Here is a 23,973-nt window from a genome sequence, read left to right as displayed (position 1 = left end):
TTAATTACCTCCATTTATAATTTTATACTAATTTAAACTCTTACTGGTGCTAAACCTAGCTTCTTAGCAATCATTTTTCTCAGCTCAACTTTAAGTATTTTTCCAGAACTTGTAGAAGGAAAATCATCTAGTAATTCGAGATACTCAGGAAGTTTTTGCTTAGCTAATTGCTTCCCCTTTAAGTAGTCAACCATTTCTTCAAATGAAAAATCCTTGTTTTTTACTACTTTTACATAAGCGCAAGCCTTCTCACCAAGTACAGGGTCAGGCATAGCAACTATAGCTACTTGTTCTACTGCTTCATGCTGATATAGAAGATCTTCAATTTCTTTTGTAGAAATATTTTCACCACCACGAATTATGATATCTTTTTTTCTACCCGTAATAACTAAATACCTACCTTCTTCAAGACGTCCTAAGTCTCCTGTGTAAAAGTAACCTTGTTCATCAAAGGCAGCTTTATTCAACTCAAGATCTTTATATCCGATAAATACTTCTGGGCCTTTAACAGCTATCTCTCCTTCTTGGCCAAATGACACTTCATTTCGATCAAAATCAACAATTTTAACGTCATATCCTGGAACAATTTTTCCGTCTGTTTCTGCTGTCATTTCAGGTGAATCACTGGGACTGCCTAATGAAATCGTCGGACATTCTGTTGAACCATATGTTCTAACAGCTCTGATACCAGCCTTAGGTGCTTTTTTTATCAGCTCTGGAGGAATATAAGCACCCCCACATACAAAATTTTTCATACACGTTAAGTCATATCTTTGTGAAACATCCGATTCTACTAACCACTGTAAAAACGGTGTGGCACTAACCATAAAGCTACAACGTTCTCTACTAATAATTTCGGCTGCTTTTTCGGCGTCCCAGAAATCCATATATGCTACTTTAGCCCCTAGAATAACAGGGAGTTCGAGTGCAGATAATCCTGATATATGTGTAATAGGTGAAGGCATAAATACTGCTGTGTCAGAAGTTAGATTGAAATTTTTTATAAACATTTCATATTCGCGAAGTAAAGTGTTGTTCGTATGTTGAACTCCTTTTGGATTAGAGGTAGTTCCTGAAGTATAGCAAATTAAGCAAACCTCATTTGGATTAACTGTAAATTCATTTAATGCTTTTTTGACACTGGAATTTTGACCTAATTCTATTATTTCATGAAGTGTCATCATTCCCTCAGTAGCTGTTTCACCAACAACAATAATATGCTGTAATGTTGGTACATCCTTTTTCACATTATTTAACATCACCATATAATCATGATTTCTAAATTGTTCTGGAATAACAATCGCTGTTGCCTGTGTTTCATTTAGAATAAAAGTGAGCTCTTTTTCTCGGTAAATAGGGACGACAGGACAAGCGACTGCCCCCATTATTCGTAGTGCATTATGAATTGCATGTCCTTCTACCCAATTCGGTAATTGATAGGCAACTACATCATTTGATTGGATACCTAGTGACAAAAAACCATTAACAATATTTGTAACTAATTCTGCTAATTCACTAAATGTTACTTGTTTATATGGATCTACGACCGCTGTTTTGTTCGGAAATCTCGTAACCGCTTTCAAAAAATAGTTTCCTAATGTTTCATCGTTCCAGTATTCTTGTTGAAGGTATTCATTATAAAGTGCTTCAGTCATTCTTGAATTCACGTTTTTCCTCCTTTGAATACAAACTTGATCTCTAAACATTTATCCTCTAAAATTCCTTGTGTTTTAATGGTAACCTTTTAATAAAATGAAATATTAATCTGTTTTCAATTAAATATTATTATAAATAGTTTGAATTGTCAATTAATTTTTGAATGCACTTTTAATAATTTACTCAGATTTAATAGTAGCAATCCTTAGTTTATTCAAAGACATAAGTTCATCAATGAATTCATCACTAATTTCATAGAACATATGCTTGACTAATTCTCTAAAAACCTCCTCCTTAGAATGAAAATACGTAGTTCCTGCTTACTTAACTCGAAACATGAATCACCTTTCGATTTTCAGATTATAAAATATAAAATGAATCATCAATTAATTTCGAATATTTTTTAATGTGGCAAGCTCAAAATAACACAATTTCTCAACAAGTATCGAAATAATTTTTTTTGGGGGAAAAACCAAAGTCCCTTCTTGGAACCTTGGCATCTAAAGTAAGCCTAATTCGTTTCTCTTATTTTTCTCTATCCTTTTTTTCTGCAGCTTCAGCTTCTGCCAATTTTGCCACTAAAATATGTTGCGGCATATGCATAATTTGTTCTAATGGTACATTTAACTTTTCGGCTAATTTTTGTGCAGTTTCTGCTGAAATTTGTAATGGTTTCATCGTAGCACCTCCAGAAGTATGTCTGTAAATAAATTATACCAAATTACACTATAATGAACAGTTATAATGTTTCTAGTAAACTACAACACGGGACCAACTTTACAATAATTTTTCCCTTACTAAAGAAATTCAAGGAAGTCTAAACTAAATATTTTGTACCTACTCCTATATACCCGTGGTAAACGCCCATTTAATCGTCATTCCATACAAGTCTAGCTCACTTTTGGCCTTGCTACATAATATATATTAACCGTGCAAGGAAGGTGGTGTTACTATGAGTTACTACGGTGGATATGGTTGTGGTTATGGCTATGGTCCAGTAGCTGGTGCTTACTGTCCTGGTACTGGCTTTGCGTTAATCGTTGTTTTGTTCATCCTTCTCATCATTGTAGGTACCGCTTTTTGTAAGTAATGAAAAAATCGAGCTCCTCTATGGTCCAGTACAAATAACATTTCCTCCTTTAATAGAGCGTCCTGACCAGACGCTCTTTGTATGTTTTGGGAGTTGCAATAATATGTAACACTACGTTTCTAAAATGACCAAATGTTGCAAGAAGTAAAAATATAATAATCTATACCTAAGCTTAGTCGAGATATAAATCAGGGATAGACTGATATATCTGCGATTAGACTGATATATTCAGAGTTAGACCGATATTTCTGCGATTAGACTGATATATTCAGAGTTAGACCGATATTTCTGCGATTAGACTGATATATTCAGAGTTAGACCGATATTTCTGCGATTAGACCAATATCCTAAAATGAGCTCCCTTTATATCCTAGCAAACTAGTTTGCATTCGCTCAAAACTGCATTAAATTCCAGTGAAATGAACTTCATAGCGGCATCTTATTTCTGAAAAAACAAAAAACTAGGAAAATCGTATTCGAATCCCTAGTTTTTTTCGTTTTATACTCTTATTAGGCTAGGTTTACTTCGTTACAGCTGCAGATACATATTCATCAACTGCAGTTGCAACTTCACGGCCTTCGTTAATCGCCCAAACAATAAGACTTTGTCCTCTTCGTGCATCTCCTGCGGCGAATACGCCATCAACATTTGTTTTATAATCGCCGTAAGCAGCATCGATTTTGTTATTTTTTGTTTCCACACCGAATTGTTCTAACAGTGGTTGTTCGGTTCCTTCAAATCCGATCGCAATGAAAACATGCTGTACTGGCCAAACTTTTTCTGTGCCAGGAATTTCTTCAAAGTAATAATTTCCGTTTTCATCTTTTAGTTTTTCCATTTGAATTGTGTGAAGTTCTTTCACATTACCGTTTTCATCAGCAACAATTTTTTTCGTTTGGATCGAATACTGACGTGGATCATCACCGAATTTAGCTGCTGCTTCCTCATACGCATACTCTAAAGTAAATACGTTCGGGTATGCAGGCCACATATTGTCTGATGTACGCTTCTCTGGTAACCTTGGATGCTTACCAAATTGAACAACACTGCGGCAATTTTGACGAAGTGCAGTTGCAACACAGTCTGCTCCTGTGTCCCCTCCCCCGATAACGATAACATCTTTATCTTTCGTATCAATGAATTTACCATCTGTAAAATTCGAATCTAGTAAGCTCTTTGTTACGTCTGTTAGGTAGTCCATTGCAAAGTGAATACCATTTGCTTCTCTGCCTTCAATGACTAAGTCACGTTGTTTTTGCGCACCTGTACAAAGAATGACCGAATCGTTTTGGGCACGAAGCTCTTCTGCTGTAATGTCTTTTCCTACTTCTGTATTCGTAATGAAGTCGATGCCTTCTTGAGTTAATAATTGAATACGGCGCTCAACAACTTCTTTTTCAAGCTTCATATTTGGAATACCATAAGTGAGTAATCCACCTGGACGATCCGCACGTTCATATACAGTGACGGAGTGTCCTTTTTGATTTAGCATGTCTGCAGCCGCTAACCCTGCTGGACCTGAGCCAACAATAGCTATCTTTTTACCTGTACGTTTTTCTGGAATGCGCGGAGTAATCCACCCATTTTCAAAGCCTTTATCAATGATCGTGCGCTCAATATTTTTAATTGAAACGGCTGGATCAGAAATTGCCACTGTACAGGACCCTTCACATGGTGCTGGACACACTCTCCCTGTAAATTCAGGAAAGTTGTTTGTCATTAATAATCGATCTAATGCTTCTTTCCATCGCCCGCGGTAAACTAAATCATTCCATTCTGGAATTAAGTTATGGATGGGGCAACCTGTTGTTACCCCTTGTAATTCCGTTCCCATATGACAGAAAGGAGTTCCGCAGTCCATGCACCGCGCCCCTTGCTGACTTAACATTTCATCAGAAAAAATCGAGGAATACTCTTTCCAATCATTTAAGCGTGTGACTGGATTTTTTTCTTTCGGTTTTTGGCGTGAATATTCCATAAATCCTGTTGCTTTTCCCATGTCTCCCTCTCCTTTCCTACTGAACGACTACTTCTAATTTTTTTGCAGGTGCTTTTTCTTTTTTCCCTTGTGAGGCGTTTTCCTGAAATGCAGACATTACTGCTTGATTTTCTGTTAAGCCCGCTTGTTTTTGTTCCTCAATGCTGTCCATCATTCGCTTGTAGTCTTTCGGAATGACTTTGACAAATTTTCTAACGAACTGATCCCAGTTTTCAAGAATTTCATTCGCTTTACTACTTCCTGTGTATCCTAAATGCTTCGAAATCATTTCACGGACTTCATTCACGTCTTCTGCAGCAGTTAACCCCTCAAATTCAATCATTTCTTGGTTACATACTGTTTTAAACATATCAGCATCATCAGCTAGAACGTAAGCAATTCCACCTGACATACCCGCTCCAAAGTTTTTACCAACATTACCTAAGATGACAACGCGGCCACCTGTCATATATTCACAGCCATGATCACCAATACCTTCAACAACAACGTGTACACCACTGTTACGTACTGCAAAACGCTCTCCCGCTTGACCGTTAATATATGCTTCTCCACTCGTTCCACCGATAAATGCGACATTACCCGCAATCACATTGTCCGATTCTTTAAATGTCGATTGTGCAGGAGCTTTTACAATTAACTTACCGCCAGATAAACCTTTGCCGATATAGTCATTCACGTCACCTGTTAAGTGCATTGTCATTCCTCGTGGTACGAAGGCACCAAAACTTTGACCAGCAGATCCAGTAAACCTTAGAGTGATTGTATCTTCAGCCAGGCCTTCTTCACCGTAAAGCTTCGAAATTTCACTTCCGACAATTGTACCCACAACACGCTGAACATTTGTAATCGGGAATGTAACATCAACTGGCTTTTTATTTTCTATCGCTGCTTGAACAGCTGGAAGTATTTCTTGAATATCTAATGATTGATCAATTTTATGATTTTGTGCTTTTTGACGAATACGTACGCCTTCTGGTTGATATAAAAGCGTTGATAAGTCTAGGTGTTTCGCTTTCCAATGCGCTTTCGCACGTTCGCTTACTTCTAATACATCTGTTCGACCAACCATTTCATCCATTGTTTTAAAGCCAAGCTCAGCCATTAATTCACGAACTTCCTCAGCCACAAAACGCATATAGTTCACGATATGATCTGGATCACCTGTAAATTTATCTCGAAGCTCAGGATTTTGTGTAGCCACACCGACTGGGCATGTATCTAAGTGACAAGCACGCATCATTACACAACCTAAAACAACAAGTGGTGCAGTTGCAAAAGCATATTCTTCTGCTCCAAGGATTGCTGCCATAACTACATCTTTACCTGTCATCAACTTTCCGTCAGTTTCTAATACCACCCGATCGCGTAATCCATTAAGCATTAACGTTTGATGTGCTTCAGCAAGTCCAAGCTCCCAAGGTAAACCTGTGTGCTTAATACTCGTTTTCGGAGAAGCACCCGTTCCACCGTCGTATCCACTAATGACGATTACGTCTGCAGCACCTTTGGCAACACCCGCTGCAATCGTTCCGACACCTGCTTTAGATACCAGCTTCACGCTAATACGTGCATCACGATTAGCATTTTTCAAGTCGTGAATTAACTGTGCTAAATCTTCAATTGAGTAAATATCATGATGTGGAGGAGGTGAAATTAACCCTACACCTGGTGTTGAGCCACGAACTTCAGCCACCCATGGGTACACCTTGTTTCCTGGTAGCTGTCCACCTTCACCTGGTTTCGCTCCTTGTGCCATTTTAATTTGCAATTCATCAGCATTGACTAAATAATGACTTTTGACACCAAATCGACCTGATGCAATTTGTTTAATCGCACTACGACGGTTCTCACCGTTTTTATCGACAGTATAACGGCTTGAATCTTCTCCACCTTCACCGCTATTACTTTTTCCACCAATCCGGTTCATCGCAATCGCTAACGTTTCATGAGCTTCTTTACTTAATGAACCAAATGACATTGCTCCTGTTTTAAAACGACGTACAATCGAGTCTACCGATTCTACTTCGTCAATCGGTAAAGATTTCCGGTTTGGATCGAAAGCAAATAAATTACGGAGGAAGCCGATTCTTTCTTCGTTAGCCATATGAGAATACTTTTTATATAAGCTGTAATCGCCTTTACGACAAGCCCACTGGAGTGTATGGATCGTATGTGGATTAAACGCGTGAAACTCTCCATCTTTTCTCCACTGGAAATCACTTCCTGATTCTAATATTTGTTCAATTGAATCAGCATATGCTTTTTCATGACGTACAACTGCTTCTTTAGCAATGGTTTCTAAGTCAACACCACCGATTTGTGAAGCTGTCCCTGTAAAGTAACGATTAATTACATCCGTTCCGATACCAACTGCTTCAAAAATTTGCGCTCCACGGTAACTTTGAACTGTTGAAATCCCCATTTTGGACATAACTTTTACGACACCTTCTGTCACGCCCTTAATGTACTTACTTATTGCTTCTTCATAGCTTACTGATAAGCTACCATTTTCTACAGCTTTTTTATAAGTTGCAAAAGTTAGGTAAGGATTAATCGCATCAACACCATAACCGATTAATGCCGCAAAATGATGAACTTCTCTAACCTCACCAGATTCTACGATTAAACTCACTTTTGTACGTAGTCCTTGACGAACAAGATAATGGTGTAAAGCACTTCCTGCTAATAATGTAGGCATAGCGATTTTCTCTTTATTCATACCACGGTCAGATAAGATTAATAGACTTATCCCATCTTGGATTGCCTTTTCTGCTTCTTTAAAAATCCCCTCAAGTGCACATTCTAAATCTGTTGAGAATAGTGTTTCGATTGTTGCACTTTTGAATTTTGTGTCTATATTTTCTTTTAGTAGTGCTAGTTGTCCATTTGTTAAAACTGGTGTTTCTAGCTGAATACGATGACAGCTTTCTTGATTTGGATGAAGGATATTGCCTTCTGCTCCTAAATAAGAAACCGTCGCTGTTACGAGTTGCTCACGAATTGAGTCAATAGGCGGATTCGTTACTTGCGCAAACGTTTGTTTAAAATAATTAAATAATGATTGCGGACGGTCTGATAATACTGCGAGTGGACTGTCATTCCCCATTGACCCGATTGGATCTTTTCCTTCTTTAATAATAGAAATTAAGTACTTTTCTACATCTTCATACGTATAACCAAATGCTTTTTGGCGCACTAGTAAGTCATTGACTGGATGTTCATTCAAATCACTCTTATCTTCTAATTTTACAAGCTGTTCATCCAACCATTTTTGATATGGTTCAGCATTGGCCATCTCCGCTTTGATTTCCTCATCTGAAATAATGCGTCCTTCCTCTAGATCAATAAGAAGCATTTTTCCAGGACTTAATCGATCTTTATATACGACATTTTCTGGTTCAACATCAATGACACCAACTTCTGATGAGAAAATAATATAATCGTCATTTGTCACATAATATCTAGCAGGACGAAGACCATTACGATCTAAAATCGCTCCGATTTGCTTACCATTTGTAAACGAGATCGCTGTTGGACCATCCCACGGTTCCATAAGACAGCTATGATACTCATAAAAAGCTTTCTTTTCTTTTGACATATGAGGGTTTTCTGTCCATGGTTCAGGAATTAGCATCATCGCTGCATGCGCTGGTTTACGCCCAGACAGCACAAAAAATTCAAGCGCATTGTCAAGGATCGATGAGTCACTTCCATCTGTATCCAAGATCGGAAGTACTTTCGGTAAGTCGTCTCCAAAAGCTTCTGATATGAATTGTTGTTCACGAGCTTTCATCCAGTTTACATTACCCTGTAATGTATTGATCTCCCCATTGTGAATAAGATATCTGTTCGGATGCGCTCTTTCCCAGCTCGGAAATGTATTCGTACTAAAGCGTGAATGTACTAATGCAAAAGCAGAAACAAATGCTTCATCTTGTAGATCTAGATAAAATGCATCCACTTGCTCAGGTGTTAACAAGCCTTTGTATACAATCGTTTGACTTGAAAGACTGGCAAAATAAAAACGCGAATCTTGTTCTTTTGCAAAACGTTCGGCTTGTTTCCGAATAACATATAATTTTCTTTCGAAAGCTAAGTCATCTTGGACATCGTTATTTGCACCAATAAACACTTGGCGAATTGTTGGACAGGTTGCTTTGCCGCCTTCACCAAGTTGCTCTTTATCAACAGGAACATTTCTCCACCCTAACAGCGTCTGTCCCTCTTCTTCTATTAATTTATTTAAACGTGCTTCAATTTCGCTCCGTTCATTTTCGTCATTTGAGAAAAATAGCATCCCAACCCCGTACCGTCCTTTTTCAGGCAAGTTCATTTCTGGGGATACCTTCTTGAAAAACGCATCTGGAACCTGTACCATTAAACCTGCGCCATCTCCTGTTAGGGGGTCACTTCCTTGACCTCCTCGATGATCTAACTGGCATAACATTCCTAGCCCTTTTTTTACAATATCATGTGTAGCTATTCCTTTTATATGAGCGTATAAGCCAATCCCGCACGCGTCATGTTCAAACTCTGGCCGATAAAGACCTTGTGCTTTTGGCATTTGATTATATGTCATGTTTTCTCCCCCTTTTGTTTATTTCACGAAAGATTTCTTGTATAGTATTATTTTAGGTTTTCAAATCGATATAAACAATATATGATTTAGATAGAAACGATCTCGAATCAATATGTATAGATGGAGAGGATATCGATGGAGTTACGTCAATTGCGTTATTTTATTGAAGTTGCGGAGCGAGAGCACTTCACCGAGGCAGCAGAACACCTACATGTCGCCCAATCTGCCATTAGTTTGCAAATTTCTAAACTCGAAGGAGAATTAGGAGTAACGTTATTTGAACGAACAGGTCGAAACATTAAATTAACACCGATTGGAAAAACATTTTTAATCCATACAAAAAAAGCCATTAAAGCAATCGATTATGCCAAGCAAAAAGTTGATGAGTATTTGGACCCTGAAAAAGGGACCATTAAAATCGGTTATCCAACAAGTTTAGCGAACCATTTACTTCCAACGGTTATTTCTGCTTTTAAAGCAAATAATCCGGATGTTTCTTATCATTTAAAACAAGGCTCCTATGCTTTATTACTTGAATCTGTAAAAAATGGGGAAATCGATTTAGCTTTCCTTGGCCCAGTCCCAACCGATGATCCTGACCTTTATTCTGATATTTTATTTTCTGAAGGGATTTCCTTAATCGTACCTGCTAATCATCCCCTTTCTGATCATAAAAATGTTCATCTTAGTGATCTACAATCTGACGACTTCATCTTGTATCCTAAAGGGTATATTTTACATGAAATTGCTGTAGATGCCTGCAAAAGGGCAGGCTTTGTACCTACTATAACAGCAGAAGGGGAAGATATGGATGCGATCAAAGGACTTGTCTCAGCAGGTATTGGTGTAAGCCTCCTACCTGATGGAACATTTTATGATAGAGAATCACGTTTAACAGTAAAAATCCCTATTTCTTCACCAGAAGTAAAGCGGACAGTAGGTGTTATTACACCAAAAAACCGTGATCTCGCTCCTACTGAAAAGGTATTTTATGAATTCGTTAAACAGTTTTTCTCACGGTTGGATAAGTTTCAATAAATCGTAGAGGAAAAGTGTGGCTAAAAAAATAAAATTATTAACTCGTCTATTAACGCCCCAAGTGAAAGTAAAGCACTTGGTTTTTTCCTTGACCATTGTGTGTGTATTCTATAATATATGTAATCGAACTAAAGCTGTATTTTCCCCTTTTTAGTGCATGTGTGCATGACATCTACCATTACTGTCTAGCATAACTAAAAAGTAGAGTAGCTACTATGTTTATCTAAGCGCTTGAAATCCAAAGTTCCTTCTTGCATAAGCAGATCCCGAACTTCTTGTGGAACAGTTGTTTTCATCCTTGTTTCTTTATTTACTGTTGCAAGCACGACTTGTGAAGATGCAATATGTTCGTTATGATCTCCTACGACTTTTTGCTGCAGTACAAAGCTTGTATTTCCTACTCTATCAATCCAAGTACGAATGATCATTTTTTCTTGGTTAAATACTTCTTTTTTAAAATCAGTACTTATATGGACTACAAGTGCTTCAACACCTATTGCAATACAATATTCATACCAACAATAGCGTGCGTCATCCAAATAACCGAGAAGTTCAACATTACTCAAATGACTACGTTTTGTCTCAACAATAAGTTGGAATTCAGTATATGTCACCATATTTACCTCCATTAATTCGATAGCTGCAACACCCATATTTTTATGAAAGTTAATAAATGCATCAAGGAACATGGGACTTAAGCTAACCAACTTTTCAATTTATACGATTTCGATTACATTTAAATTTAGGTTACTATTATTATCGTCCTACTTCTTTGAACAATGAGTAAATTAACAGAACAATTGAAATATAACACACTTTCTATTTAATTAATAGAAGAATCTGATAAAGGATACGCTAGATCTTTTAGCATTTATACAATACTATAAATTTAATTGTTTATAAGCCAAGTTAACAATAATCAACAAAAATCGCATAGGACGATAAGATCCCATGCGATTTTGCTGTTCATCTAATTGTTATCTTCATTTGGAATATTAACCGGCAATATAATTTTTCACCCTCATAACCGAACGGGTTAAAAAATTTGTATTTCTTTTTTTGATACAGCCATCGACTCGTTTATCTTCCTTCTAATGACCCAGCCGAAATTAATGAAGCTTTTCCCGTTGTGCCATAACAGCAGCTTGTCTTTGTTGTACTTTGGCTTGAGCCGCTTGTACATCTTGTTGCTCCATCTTTACTTGTTCTTTTGCTTGATACAGCTGCATTTCCGCTTGTTGGAGCTGCTTTTTTTCATTGAGTAATGTTTGTTCCGCTTGATTCATCTCAAGCTGTGCCTGCTGAAACTGCTGGTGTACTTGTTGATTTTGCACCTGTTGCTCCTGTTGCTGTTGTTGGTCCATATTCCGTTCCTCCGCATGAATAATATTAGGTACTCTAAAATCCCAATGATTAGCTTGCACCTAATACCGTTTTCTATACTTTAAACGTAGGGTACCGTTAAAGTGGAATTTTTATAGTAATCATTTCCTCTATTACCAGAAAAAGAATATTGCCCCTTACTTTTCACTAATTTCATCTATATTTTAATCAAACAGACTCATATGTTCGGTTTCACCTAGTCTTTCAACAACAGTTGGTTCGTGATCTTGGAAGTAAGCGTGATGTAACATCTTTGACTTCGTCATCACTTTTTTCGTACCATTTGATGTTGGCCGTAATCGGCAGCTGTAAATAATCGGAAAGTAATCTTGTAAAAATTTCCCTTCAGCATGGGCTGTGAGTGCAATAATTTGAAAACCTAATTGATCAGCAACAAAAAATACTGGACTTAAAACGTGGTCACTTGATGCCTTTCCAAATGAGTTGTCTAATATGACGACGCGATGCCGCTTCATTTTCGGCTGGATATGTTGTTTTTTCTCAGCGACATAGTTAAGAATACCTAAAAATAACGTCATGTTTTTACTCCACTTTTCACCGCCTGACCAAACATTACTTTGTTCCCACGAGTAAGAACGTGTCGTCACTTTTTTGTCATTCGTCACTTTACGGCAGGTTACTTTCATGCCTTCGTTGTTCATGACGATTTGCAGAAGTTGCTTCGACTGCAGCCACATTTCAATCTCTTTACGGACCTTTCCATCATCTTGTATCCCTTGTTCATTTAAGAACCGTTCATTCTCTAGTTGCTCTAGGATCCATTCAATATGATCACGAATTCGAGCTTTCCCTTCTTCTTCTTTCCACTCAGGAATGGAGAACGTGAAAATTTGCTTCCAATCGTCTAGTACTTTCACCTTCGTCTTCTTTGGAATTTGTCTCATTTCTTCAACCACATTCACGAGGTGTGAGTGGATGTTACTAATAAACGCCTGAAGCTCTGCGTCTTTTTGCCGGATATGTTCATTCGCATAGTTCGTTGCGCGTTCCACACTCACTAGCATATTCTTTCTAAACTCTAAAATATCTTCATACGTTACTTTATGTTCAATACCATTTAATGCCATATTCCGCATTTTAACGTCTGAAATATGTTCTTGGCAAAATTCCCTAAATGTACGTTTTGCCACATCAACATCATTTTTTTCTTGATCACCATTCTCTTTGTTGATCTTTAGTCGCTCCGTAACATCCATAACAAACTGTTTTCTGTTATAGTGAAAATCACGTTGTTCATCTGATGTTAACTTATAGGCTGCGATATGTGGTGCTTGAAACTTATGCCCTTCAATAAAACGTTCTAATAGCCGTTCTGCTTCTATAATCGCTTCAAATTGCAATTCTATTCTAGTACGTTCTTGTAGCAAATAGTCTTTTTTACTCTTTAACTTTTGCTTTTCATCCTTCAATCGTTCAACGATTTCAGTTGCAGCTTCCTCAAAGATAACGATCGAATGACCGGAATAATCCTTCTCAAATTGCTCAACCTTTGAAATCCACTTTCCTTTTTGCTCGTCTTTTTTTGCTGATTTCTTCTGGACATCGTCGGATTGTTGTTGCAGCCGCTTACGAGAGGATTGAAGTTTATTTCGATGTGTTGCTAATAAAGCATGACCATCTGCAGGGAAATCTTTGTTTTCATTTAACTGATCAAATTCTTTACGAAGTTCCTCCATTCTCTTTTCTTTATCTTCTAGTAATTGACGTTGGCTGTCTCGTTTCGTTTCGAGTTCTACTAACGATTCACTCATTTTCCGTATTTCCAACTCAAGACGTTGAATTTTATCTTTGATGACCCCCTTGCTATCGTTCGTAAAAATTGGTGTGAGTTGTCTTACAGCAAAATAATCATCATCTTTTTTAATAACCATTAATTCTAATTCCAACTGCTGAATTCGTTCGTTTATTTCTTCTTGATGTTGGTTCCTGTCATCGAGTTGTACTTTATTAGCTTTTAAGCTTTTTTCAAGTTCTTCAAGTTGTTTTTCAATAATAATTTTTTGTTTCTTTAATCCCTTTAAGTCTGCGTCTAATTGTTGATAAAGGTTCCCTTTATCGATCCGTGCTTCAAGTGACTGTTTTTCTTCACGATCATCAATTGCTTTTTTCTGATTTTCATTTTGCTTGATTTCGATTTCTACTTGTCGCTGTTTTTGTTTTTTCATTAAATGTATTCGTTCATCGATTTGGATCGTTAATTTTGCAATATCTTCTTTTCGTTGTTTCACTAACTCGTATGGATAGCTTGTAAAAAATTGCATCACTGCACCCTGAACATTTTTCCACAATGTCACTTCAGATTCTTTATCTTTTCGTTGCTGTGCTTGTGCTTTAGCGATTTCAGCGATTTGTATTTTCCATTCTGTAAACGGTTCCGTTTCGGTATTAGCGCTCCAATGTTTCGGGGCGATCCAAGAATAGTGATCACTCTGATCATGAATGGCTAGCGCCTCTTCCATCGTCATCACAACGATTGGTAGCTGCAGTCGATCAGAAATATGCTCCACTTTTCGTTCGAGCTCTTGTTTCGATTTTCTTGTTGTGACTAACGCGATCGGCCATAACGGGAAAGTCTCGAGTGCTTCACGTTCAGCTTCTTCCAAATCCTGCAAATACTCGACACCAGTAATCACGTAATCCAATTGATTTTTCCAAGACAGGAGCTGTTGCTCTATATATGGATCACCGAAAAAGTTCTCTTGATTTTCATAATCATCCACATATCGAAAAGCGATGCGCTCACGTATTAAAAGTTCTTCTTTTTCAGCTTCTAGCTGCTTAATTTGCTCTTCAATCCGCTTCACAACGGTTTCTTGTTTTAAATATAAATTATCAATCGTTGCCCATTGAGGGCGGAGCATTGTTAATTGATCAATTACTTGTTGCTGATTACGCTCAGCGTCAGCTTGCTGATCCATCAGTGTCCGTTTTGTTCTTTCGAATTCTTCTTTTTCGGAGCGATACGCGTCAATTTGGTCACTAGCAGCTTTACCTTCTAGCTTTAATTGGTTTGCTTCTTGATGAAGTCGAATGATTTCCTCATCTAAAAATTGCACACGAGCGATCCATTTTTCCATTTCCTCAGCAACCTTTTCTTGGTCGGGATTGGCTAAAAGTTGTTGTTTTAAAGTGGCGAGATCATCTTCACGACTGTTCATTTTCCCAATGATTTCCGACAACTGCTTTACAATTACTCTCTCTTTTTTAGTTAGCTCTTCGGTTTGCTCTAAAAGTTCTTCGATCTGCCTTTTTATCGGCTCCAATTCATAATTCACTTCACGTTTCGTCGCTTCTATCTTTTCTATTTCAGCTTGGAAATACCCTAACAGCGTTTGCTTCGAAACAGCAAGTTCTTCCTTACTTTCTTCAATATCTACATTTCGTTCAAGCTTCGCTAACTCGCCTTCTATTTGCTGTAAAAGGTAAAGATGTTCTTGACGTTGTTCTTTTAATTCAGCAAACTTTAAAGAAAAGTATTCTTTTTCAAAGTAATCGATATCTTCTTGTAGTTGTTCTTTTAGAGTTAGTGATTGTTTGTACTCTTCAGCTAGTTGTTTATAGATGGACTCTTCGGTATGAATTTCATATGAAGCGGTTTTGATTTGGTGTAAACGCTCCTCTTCTTTGAGCTGATCTAGCTTTTGCAATAGCTCCTGTTTTTCTTCGGATGATCGTTGTTTTTCGGCTAATGTGACATTCCACGTTCCTTTAGCCCGTTCTTTTGCTTTTCCATAGTCTAGTACAGCTTGGTGAAGTTTCTCATAAATTTGCACATAGCCCTCTAACTTTGCTTGGATCCGTTCATTTTCTTCAATCGTTTCTTTCAGCTTTTTATAGTTTTTGAAGCTTGCATGCTGCTTTTCAAACATATCGGCAAACAGGTTTTCATCATGTCCCGAAATCGATCGCTCAACCGTTGGGATTAATAATCGATCAAACAATTGATTCGTTGATTTACAATCATCAAAAAACGCTTCAACACCACCTTCTGTACTATTAATTTTTATGACATTTTCCCATTCGCTTTCGATGATATGATACTGTTCTTCTAGAAAAGCCTTATATTCTTTAATCGTAGGAAATGTTCTGGCTCGGAAAGACTTTTCACGCATCGTACTATAGTAGTCTTGCATTTCACCTTTTTCTGCAGGTCGCTTTCCTTCTTTACCATCACGTACAAATGGGATTTCCTCGATACGATAAGGATCGTTAGCGTCATATTCATAGACGTATCGTAAGGAATCTAGTCCATTTTTTGTCATAAATAAAGAAACAGCCGTTGTTACATAGCGTCTCGTTTTATCACTTGTGATCCACTCGATTGCAATATGTGCAGGAGCATTTTCAAGCTGTAATGTATTTTTGATTTTCCGCGCTGCTAAATCAGCATGAGGCATAATCGCTTGAAGTGCGGTTTGAATTAAGACAGTTTTACCGCCACCATTTTCAAGAAGGATCGCTCCATTGTGACCATCGAACAAAAATGTTTCATCGTTATAACGCTTATTTCCTTCCTCATACACAATGTTCGTCAAACGTATTTTACTAATCGAAGGCATTACTCTTCCCTCCTCTCAAATCCATAAATAAATTCAAAAATTCCTTTATTGTATTCAACTTCCATAAAATAACGTTGAATAATCGTTTTCGCCTTTTCTGTTAATGTTATTTCTTCATTACCGATCTCTTGGATTAACTCTTGATCCACTAAAAATCGTTTGACCGTATCAATGAAGCTTAACCGACTAATCGTGTTACCCGTTTGCTTCTTTGCCGTTTCTTTGATATCATCCATATCCTTCCACTTTTCAGTAATTATCGTCCAATTATACGAAAATTCTTTTTCCAGCTCCTTTAAATCTTCTTCACTATGAGCTGTCAATTGATCGATTCGCTCATCAATCAATTGGATCCACTCATCAAGGCGAATAAATTGCCGTGTCGGTTCTGGACTTTGATAGGAGTCATAAAAATTACCAAAAAGAACAATCGTCGAAAAATAAAGAAGGTAAATGTCACCATTCGTTGCACCTGAACGTAAATAATTTTTCTTCAACCAATCGTTGCTTACATGAAATGGGGACAATTTTGTATGAGGAACTAAGAACACTTCTTCACTCGTCATAATAACGACACAGTCAACTTCTCTCGTAAAATTATCAAGTAGTGAGCGAATATTATCATCAGCTTTGTATTGCTGTACTTCTTCTGCACCTGCTTTGCCGTCACGGGCAAGTTTCGTATATATTTGAAAAGCCTTCATAATCTTTTGTTCAGGATAATTCATCATTTTCCTCCACATTCATGTTCATCTCTTGGATCGAATAACGGGATACACGTTGGATTACCCCATTTCCTTCTTGTATGGATAATGTTCTATTACCTAATAGAGCGAGCGCATCGCCAAGCAGCGTTTTGCTTTCGTCTTCGTCAACAATACCTGGAATAATTGGTGAACGTTGGTGAAGAATAAGCCAGAAATCGTAGAAGTACCGTTGCTCAAGCAAGTTTACCTGATCATTTTCTTCTAGAAATGCAATCAATTGTGATAGCGTCTTTCCACTCTCGTTATCCCATGCTTTTAAAAATAACTCCATTAATTCTCGATACCGAACCATCAACCATTTTCGATATTTTTCATCATTTTCTTGTTCACTTGCTTCAATAAAATGTTGTTCGACTTTTTCTTCTCGTTCCTCGGTAATATTTTGTTCGGCTAATACGGAAAATGGAGACCACTGCTTGTTTTCTTCTACCTTTAAAAACGGGTGAAGCGTTCCTTTTAACGCCTCAAACGGTAACGGTGTCGACGTAATCCGCGAGACGAGGTCTTGATCAAAATTAAATGATTGAATACCAATATAATAGAGAGATTCTTGGGCCGTAATTAATGTCGTATTTTTTAATGAATACGTTTGCTCAAGCAATCTTGAATGTTCATAGTGGACGATTTCTAGTTCTCTAATAATTTTTAAAACCAGTTCATAGCTTTTCCGTTCTTTCTGGTGCGTATCTTGTGCATAAAGACGTTCCCGCGTTTCTTTTACAAACTGACGAAGCTCTCTAAACTCTTCGTCCTCTCGCTCCAAGCGCCGATATATATCGTCGAGCAAGCTTTTATACCGTTCGAACGTTTCTTCAGACACGATGCTACGCTTTATCTCGTGTTTTAACTTGACCATCCGTTCGTCTAAGCTTTCAACATCAATACGCATCTCGTTAATTTGCCTAAGGGCTCCTTTAAATTCACCTTTGTCTAGCTGTTTTCTAAGCATCAGCTGGTTAATCGACAATTGAAATTCACTATAGAACTCTTTTGTAGCAAAGATAAGCTCTAGTCCATCTTCATCTAATGTATAAAATTGCGTGTTTGTTTTCACATCAAAATTATTGGCTTTTAAAATCGAATACTCAATGTCATCTTGGTGATTTTGTTCCCAATTATAAAACGAATAACTTCTTTTTTTCCCTGTTGTCGGTCGAAACGTCTGAATGATCGTCCGGGCAATTTTTTCATAGCCTGAATCTACGATAATATATTGTGATTTTGTAACTTCTTGTAAAAATTGAGCTAATTGCTTTACGCCCGTTTTATATTGCCTCATTAATTTTTGCTCAAAAAAGAATAGTAGTGTTAGTAAACCGAGTCCTTTCATATCGATGGGATTGTTCGCATCGTCCACTTCACGCTTTCGATCAAGTTCATAAAGCGGGTCAAATAAAGCCAGCCTTCTCATCCGATCACGAAAACCACTCGTCAGCTCAGCAACATCTAGGTTGTCCAATCCGTTTCCTTCCATATTTGTTGCAGCTCCTTCGCCTTCAAAATTTCTTGCGGAAAATATTTGCCTTCACCTAGTGTAACGTTCAATTCGCTTTGTATTTCAAGTGAAAAATAATGAAGAAAGGCATCAATTGCCTCTTTTCGACCTTTTTGATTCTCTTTTCCTGTGGCGGCTTGTTTCAGTAAGCAAGCGTGATAAAACGGGAGGGCAAGTTCCACATGTTGAACTTTCGAAAGGGAATACCAAATCGAAACCCCTTCATTGTCGACATCACCAAAATAATAAAATGAATGATTGGCCTCGACTGGGTATTGACTATTAAATTGTTCGATACTTTTAATAATTTTCTTTCCACTCCCATAGATTAACGTCGAAAAAATAGTTTCTGTTAAAACAGGTAGTAAGCCTTGGTATGTTGTTTTATTTTCAACAATCAGATGTAGTTGGTCAGGGCTTTTCATCGTTTTAGGGTTGATGGCGAACATCAATGGGTCTGCCACGGGAATAATGTTGAAGCGTTCCCAAAGGCCAATTCGTTCTAACAGTTCTTTTCCGCCCTTTTCTTCGATCCACTTTTCATCAGCAACAAGTTCAAAACTCCTTTCTGGAGCTGGTACGGCTTCTAATGAAAATGAATGCTTTTTTATGTATTGATCTATTTTTAAAAGATAGGGTAGGTCTTCTTTCCAAACGGAAGGATCCTTCGAAAAATATGTATCTAACTGAATGGCATGATCAAGTTGCGTGCGATACTTTTGAATTTCTTTATGAAGTCCTTCTACTAGTAAACTTTTATTAATACGATATTGCAAAGCTAACGAAGGATTCCGACTCGTTCTCCCTTTGGATTTCACCATTTGCAAAATCGACTGCTGTTCTAGCTCGAGCACTTCTGTGGCAAACTGATCATATGTATCTATAAATGGCATGATCAGTTGTTCTAGCTCTTGAATTGATACTGATTTTTTCGAATACGTTGCTAGTTTATTTTTAATTTGCTTCACTTTTTCACACCCTTGACATTGCTAATATTTACATCTAAGTCTACTATACTAATGGATCAATAAAAAAGGAATATATTAGGTATTGAATGAACCTACTTAAAATAGTTTAAGTAGGTTATTTTAGGGATTTGTAGTTTATGTCTCCTTCTTATGTGGTTATCTTTCAATTACTTAAAAAAATCCCTAATAAAATGCCAATCACAAACGTTAAAATACTTCCCGTAATAGAGAACATAAAGTACACCGTTGCTTTTTTCATCCGTTTTTTCCTGATAAGTTCAATCGTTTCCATACTGAAGGTGGAAAACGTCGTAAATGCACCAAAAAAGCCGATCCCAAAAAATAAATACAACGGCTCACCGTATGAAGCTATTGGGATATCACCATAAGCCAACGCAAAAAATAACCCTAATCCAAAAGATCCGATTAGATTTACGGTCAGCATCGCAATCGGGATCGGTGGTTGAGGGTGTCTTTTCATAATCGCTAACCCAAGTAAATATCGTGAAACTGCACCAAGTGCCCCTCCTAATCCTAAAATAAGCAAATTCATGACCATTGCCCCTTGTTTTCATTGTCCTTGCTCGCACTCCACTTCATACCGAACATTAAGCCCCAAAATGCAAGCGTTAACCCACCAAATAACGATACAAATAAATAAATCATTGATTCAAATATCGACATTTGCTGAAATAAAAACAAACTATCTGCGGCTAACGTTGACATCGTTGTAAACCCGCCGCAAAAGCCAACACCTACCCCTAACTTAACCCATTCACGAGTCTTTCTATTAATAATCCAACCGGTAAACAAGCCAAGTAATAAGCTTCCGACGATATTTTCAATGACTGTACCTAGCGGATACCCGACAAATAACGTGTATACATTTAATGAATATCGTAAAATCGTCCCTAATGCACCACCAACGGCAATCGCGATCAAATTTAAATAGACCAAACGAGGGTACCTCCTTCAAATCAACCTTCTTAAATGGTAAATAGCCCACTCCTAAAATATGTAGCAAATTATAAAGGAGATTATAAAAATGAGCAATTCAAGCACCCTGAACACTTATTCATACTGTTCTATTTTTTAGATTCATGGTTATCAAATTTATTCTGTATACCTTTGGCAATATCCTTTTCCAAACCAATCTATATTTCATTCCCGTAAAAATCCCAATCAAAAATTACTTACATCCACATCTCTCCAATAATCTGAATAAAATTATTTTGGATGCACAACCTATTTTTGGTAAAAGTTATGCTGTACATACAAAGGAGGTAATTTTATGAATGAGGAACAAAATCATAAACTACAAGCCGATGATACTTTAACGAATAGACAAGGCCATCCTGTCACTAATAATCAGAGTGTGCGAACGGTCGGAAACCGAGGGCCGACAACGCTAGATAATTATGATTTTCTTGAAAAAATAACGCACTTTGACCGTGAAAGAATTCCTGAACGTGTCGTTCATGCTCGCGGTGCAGGAGCCCATGGATATTTTCAGTCTTATGGAACAGTGAATGGTGAACCGATTTCCAAATACACGAGAGCAAGGGTGTTTACAAACACTGAAGTACAAACGCCTGTATTTGTCCGCTTTTCAACAGTTGTACACGGTGGACACTCTCCTGAAACTTTACGAGATCCTCGAGGGTTTGCGATTAAGTTTTACACAGAGGATGGAAATTGGGATTTGGTTGGCAACAACTTAAAAATTTTCTTTATTCGTGATCCATTAAAGTTCCCTGATATGGTTCACTCGTTTAAGCCTGACCCTGTAACGAACGTACAAGATCCAGAACGAATGTTTGATTTTTTATGTCAAACTCCTGAAGCGATGCATATGATTACCTTTTTATTTTCGCCATGGGGCATTCCAGCTAATTATCGAAATATGCAAGGTTCGGGTGTACATGCGTATAAATGGGTTAATGATGAAGGCAAAGCTGTGTTAGTCAAATACCATTGGGAACCGGTACAAGGCTTAAAAAATCTCACACAAAAAGAAGCCGACCAAATTCAAATGAAAGACTTTAACCACGCTACGCTAGACTTGTATGAAGCGATAGAGCAGGGAGATTATCCTGAATGGGAGCTCTATGTACAAATAATGGAAGACGGAGAGCATCCAGAATTGGATTTCGATCCACTTGATCCGACTAAGCTTTGGTACAAAGAGGATTTCCCATGGCATAAAGTTGGAAAAATGGTATTAAATAAAAATCCTGAAAATTACTTTGCTGAAGTCGAGCAAGCTGCATTTGGTACAGGAGTACTCGTTGACGGTCTTGATTTTTCAGATGATAAATTACTCCAAGGACGAACGTTCTCTTATTCAGATACACAACGATACCGTGTTGGTTCAAACTATTTGCAATTACCAATTAACAAACCGAAGAAACATGTTGCTTCTAATCAAGAAGGCGGACAAATGGATTTTAGAACCGAGTTTGGAAAACACCAAAACCCACACGTCAATTATGAACCTTCACTTATTGGTGGTCTAAAAGAGGCACAAAACCCTGGAAAAGAACATGAACCTTATGTAGAAGGAAATATAAAAAGAGAAAAAATTTCTCGTGAAAATAATTTTGGACAAGCCGGTGAAACGTACCGAAGATTTAGTGATTGGGAGCGAGATGAGTTAATTACAAATTTAGTCGGGGCATTATCGACTTGTCGTAGAGAAATTCAAGATCGTATGGTGGACATGCTTACTCAATGTGATAAAGACTATGGAAAAAGAATAGCTGAAGGGCTAAAAACAGCAGGAGAACAAATGGCCACGAAAATGGAAGTAGCTGTAGATCAAGCAGAGCAAATGGGCCACCCTTCCGATCCTTATTAATTTCTAAGCTCAAAATAGAAACAATATCACAACAACATTAATTAGTGCCATTCTTATACTAATTCATATAACTCCCCCTTTACTGTAGTGAAGGGGAAATTTTTACTTTGAATGTTTTATTTTCAAGTAAACACTTCTACTACTTCTTCAGTTATTTTTACTGACATCTTTAATTCATATTTTTTCTATTTTAAAATGAGTCGACAATAATTCCATGTTTTCCAAATCCCATTCAAATGTCAGAAGTGACGATTGTTTAGAATAATGAGTAAGGAGTCTCCTCCCATTTTTAATTACTGAACTCTCTGCCTCCCAAAAGGAAACACTTTTATCTTCCCCTGTACGGTTACATACAAATAACGGTAAACCTGTATCGATCGACCTTTGCTCCCATTCTCCTTCTGGTCCATGTAAACCAGGTCCCCATGATGAAGGAGCAATAATAATATCTGCACCATTGTCTTTTAATGTATCTGCAATAGTTTTTTTATAAGCATCTGCACAAATCAAAATACCGACTTGTATATTGCCTAAATCAATCGGATTTAGGGTACTTCCTGAAGTCGACCAATGATCAACTCTAGCAAACTTTCTTTGTCTACCTATTAATTTCCCTTCTGGATTTATCACAAATACAGAATTATAAAAGTTTTGATCTTTAGACCGCTCAGCATTTCCAAGAAAGACTGTTATTTTTAAAGTTTTAACTATTTTCATAAATTGAGTCAACCATTCATCCGGCTGTTCGTTAATCCATTGTGTTCCGATGATATGTTCAAATTGAAGCCCACTCACCGCTAACTCAGGTGTAATGATCCAGTCCACCTTCTTTTCCGCAGCTTTTTTAACCCCTTTTTCAATTAAGCCTTGATTATAAGCGACATCTCCAGTAATTGGTAATAAATGCAATAGCGCCACTTTAATTTTTCTCACTTTTACTTCCCCCTCATTCTCTTAGAAAGCTAATACTTATCTTAAATATTAGTATACATTATTAAAAACCAGTTCTAGTATTTTGCCTTTCACAGCTTCTTTTACTGCTTTTTATAAATGGTTGAATAAACTCAAACTACATAAGCATAATAAAATACTTCGACAAATATTGTATTAAAGAAGGAGCCGCAGGAGATAAAGGAAACACGGAGAAGCGCTAGCGAAACGATGTTGACTTATCGTACGGCGGTGAGGGAAGTCTCACTAGACGCTGGGCGCTGCAGCTAGACAAGAAAGCGGAAGGTGTCTGCTTATCGGCGACAAGCGCTGGAGGGCCAGCAATTAGTGTCTTGACTTTTAGACCCGTTTGATATACCGAAGCGACCTCGAGCCGATGACACCTGTAGCTAGACAAGAAAAGCGCAAGCGCCCGTTTAGCGGCTTATGGACTGGAGCCCTCCCGTATGAGATAAAGGAAACACGGAGAAGCGCTAGCGATCCGATGTTGACTGATATGAACGAAACTGTCAAATACGTACCCCATTTTTTTAATTTCAGCTAAATCTGGGCAACCTTAATAGGAGAAAAGCTACTTAATTTTTCTCCACTTAAACTTTACATGGAGTG

16 protein-coding genes are annotated in these 23,973 nt (G+C 37.5%); 3 read left to right on the top strand and 13 right to left on the bottom strand.

Translation table 11 applies throughout. The annotated features are described in order from the left end of the window. Positions 1-32: 32 nt before the first annotated feature. Entirely contained in the window at positions 33-1,667 is a 1,635-nt protein-coding gene (locus J0N78_RS00080) for an AMP-binding protein (RefSeq protein ID WP_209120974.1), read from the bottom strand. Positions 1,668-2,181: 514 nt separating this feature from the next. Further along, on the bottom strand, positions 2,182-2,334 hold the full coding sequence (locus J0N78_RS00075) for a YycC family protein (RefSeq protein WP_209120973.1): 153 nt from the start codon (positions 2,332-2,334) through the stop codon (positions 2,182-2,184). Between the two features lie 274 nt (positions 2,335-2,608). Here J0N78_RS00075 and J0N78_RS00070 point away from each other — a divergent pair, with 274 nt between their 5' ends. After that, on the top strand, positions 2,609-2,746 hold the full coding sequence (locus tag J0N78_RS00070; protein WP_209120972.1) for a YjcZ family sporulation protein: 138 nt from the start codon (positions 2,609-2,611) through the stop codon (positions 2,744-2,746). Positions 2,747-3,267: 521 nt separating this feature from the next. On the opposite strand, the gene gltD is transcribed toward J0N78_RS00070, so the two are convergent. Beyond that, positions 3,268-4,746: a glutamate synthase small subunit gene (gltD, locus tag J0N78_RS00065; RefSeq protein ID WP_209120971.1), complete on the bottom strand. Its 1,479-nt coding sequence runs from the start codon at positions 4,744-4,746 to the stop codon at positions 3,268-3,270. Between the two features lie 16 nt (positions 4,747-4,762). Beyond that, the gene (gene gltB, locus J0N78_RS00060; protein ID WP_209120970.1) at positions 4,763-9,325 is read right to left on the bottom strand and encodes a glutamate synthase large subunit; all 4,563 of its coding nucleotides are present in this window, start codon (positions 9,323-9,325) and stop codon (positions 4,763-4,765) included. Positions 9,326-9,460: 135 nt separating this feature from the next. On the opposite strand from gltB, the gene gltC reads away from it, so the two are divergent. Further along, entirely contained in the window at positions 9,461-10,363 is a 903-nt protein-coding gene (gene gltC / locus J0N78_RS00055; RefSeq protein WP_209120969.1) for a glutamate biosynthesis transcriptional regulator GltC, read from the top strand. A 194-nt stretch (positions 10,364-10,557) separates the two neighbouring features. Here gltC and J0N78_RS00050 read toward each other — a convergent pair whose 3' ends face one another. From J0N78_RS00050 to J0N78_RS00015, 8 genes are all read right to left on the bottom strand, one after another. Then, on the bottom strand, positions 10,558-10,977 hold the full coding sequence (locus J0N78_RS00050; protein WP_209120968.1) for an acyl-CoA thioesterase: 420 nt from the start codon (positions 10,975-10,977) through the stop codon (positions 10,558-10,560). A gap of 495 nt (positions 10,978-11,472) precedes the next feature. Then, positions 11,473-11,727 carry a hypothetical protein gene (locus J0N78_RS00045; protein WP_209120967.1) on the bottom strand — a complete coding sequence of 85 codons (255 nt, stop codon included), beginning with the start codon at positions 11,725-11,727 and terminating at the stop codon, positions 11,473-11,475. A 183-nt stretch (positions 11,728-11,910) separates the two neighbouring features. Beyond that, positions 11,911-16,326: a coiled-coil domain-containing protein gene (locus tag J0N78_RS00040; RefSeq protein ID WP_209120966.1), complete on the bottom strand. Its 4,416-nt coding sequence runs from the start codon at positions 16,324-16,326 to the stop codon at positions 11,911-11,913. Further along, entirely contained in the window at positions 16,326-17,054 is a 729-nt protein-coding gene (locus J0N78_RS00035; protein ID WP_209120965.1) for a DUF6063 family protein, read from the bottom strand. The genes J0N78_RS00040 and J0N78_RS00035 overlap by 1 nt, the downstream gene beginning before the upstream one ends. Next, complete coding sequence (locus J0N78_RS00030; protein WP_209120964.1) at positions 17,041-18,552, bottom strand: replicative DNA helicase; 1,512 nt, start codon at positions 18,550-18,552, stop codon at positions 17,041-17,043. The genes J0N78_RS00035 and J0N78_RS00030 overlap by 14 nt, the downstream gene beginning before the upstream one ends. Beyond that, on the bottom strand, positions 18,540-19,556 hold the full coding sequence (locus J0N78_RS00025) for a Wadjet anti-phage system protein JetD domain-containing protein (protein ID WP_307794870.1): 1,017 nt from the start codon (positions 19,554-19,556) through the stop codon (positions 18,540-18,542). Before J0N78_RS00025 ends, J0N78_RS00030 begins: the two co-directional genes overlap by 13 nt. A 163-nt stretch (positions 19,557-19,719) precedes the next feature. Then, a complete protein-coding gene (gene crcB, locus J0N78_RS00020) occupies positions 19,720-20,109 on the bottom strand; it encodes a fluoride efflux transporter CrcB (RefSeq protein ID WP_209120963.1) in 390 nt (129 codons plus the stop codon). Then, the gene (locus tag J0N78_RS00015; RefSeq protein WP_209120962.1) at positions 20,106-20,513 is read right to left on the bottom strand and encodes a fluoride efflux transporter FluC; all 408 of its coding nucleotides are present in this window, start codon (positions 20,511-20,513) and stop codon (positions 20,106-20,108) included. Before J0N78_RS00015 ends, crcB begins: the two co-directional genes overlap by 4 nt. Positions 20,514-20,847: 334 nt before the next feature. On the opposite strand from J0N78_RS00015, the gene J0N78_RS00010 reads away from it, so the two are divergent. Continuing rightward, positions 20,848-22,413 carry a catalase gene (locus tag J0N78_RS00010; RefSeq protein ID WP_209120961.1) on the top strand — a complete coding sequence of 522 codons (1,566 nt, stop codon included), beginning with the start codon at positions 20,848-20,850 and terminating at the stop codon, positions 22,411-22,413. Positions 22,414-22,587: 174 nt separating this feature from the next. Here the strand turns inward: J0N78_RS00010 and J0N78_RS00005 are convergent, their stop codons facing one another. Then, entirely contained in the window at positions 22,588-23,346 is a 759-nt protein-coding gene (locus J0N78_RS00005) for a carbon-nitrogen hydrolase family protein (RefSeq protein ID WP_209120960.1), read from the bottom strand. Positions 23,347-23,973: the final 627 nt, after the last annotated feature.

This window comes from Alkalihalobacillus sp. BA299, assembly GCF_017745675.1.
Lineage (GTDB): Bacteria > Bacillota > Bacilli > Bacillales > Bacillaceae_F > Alkalihalobacterium.
Note: the sequence above shows the minus strand (reverse complement) of the source record. Positions and strands in the feature narration are given on the sequence as shown.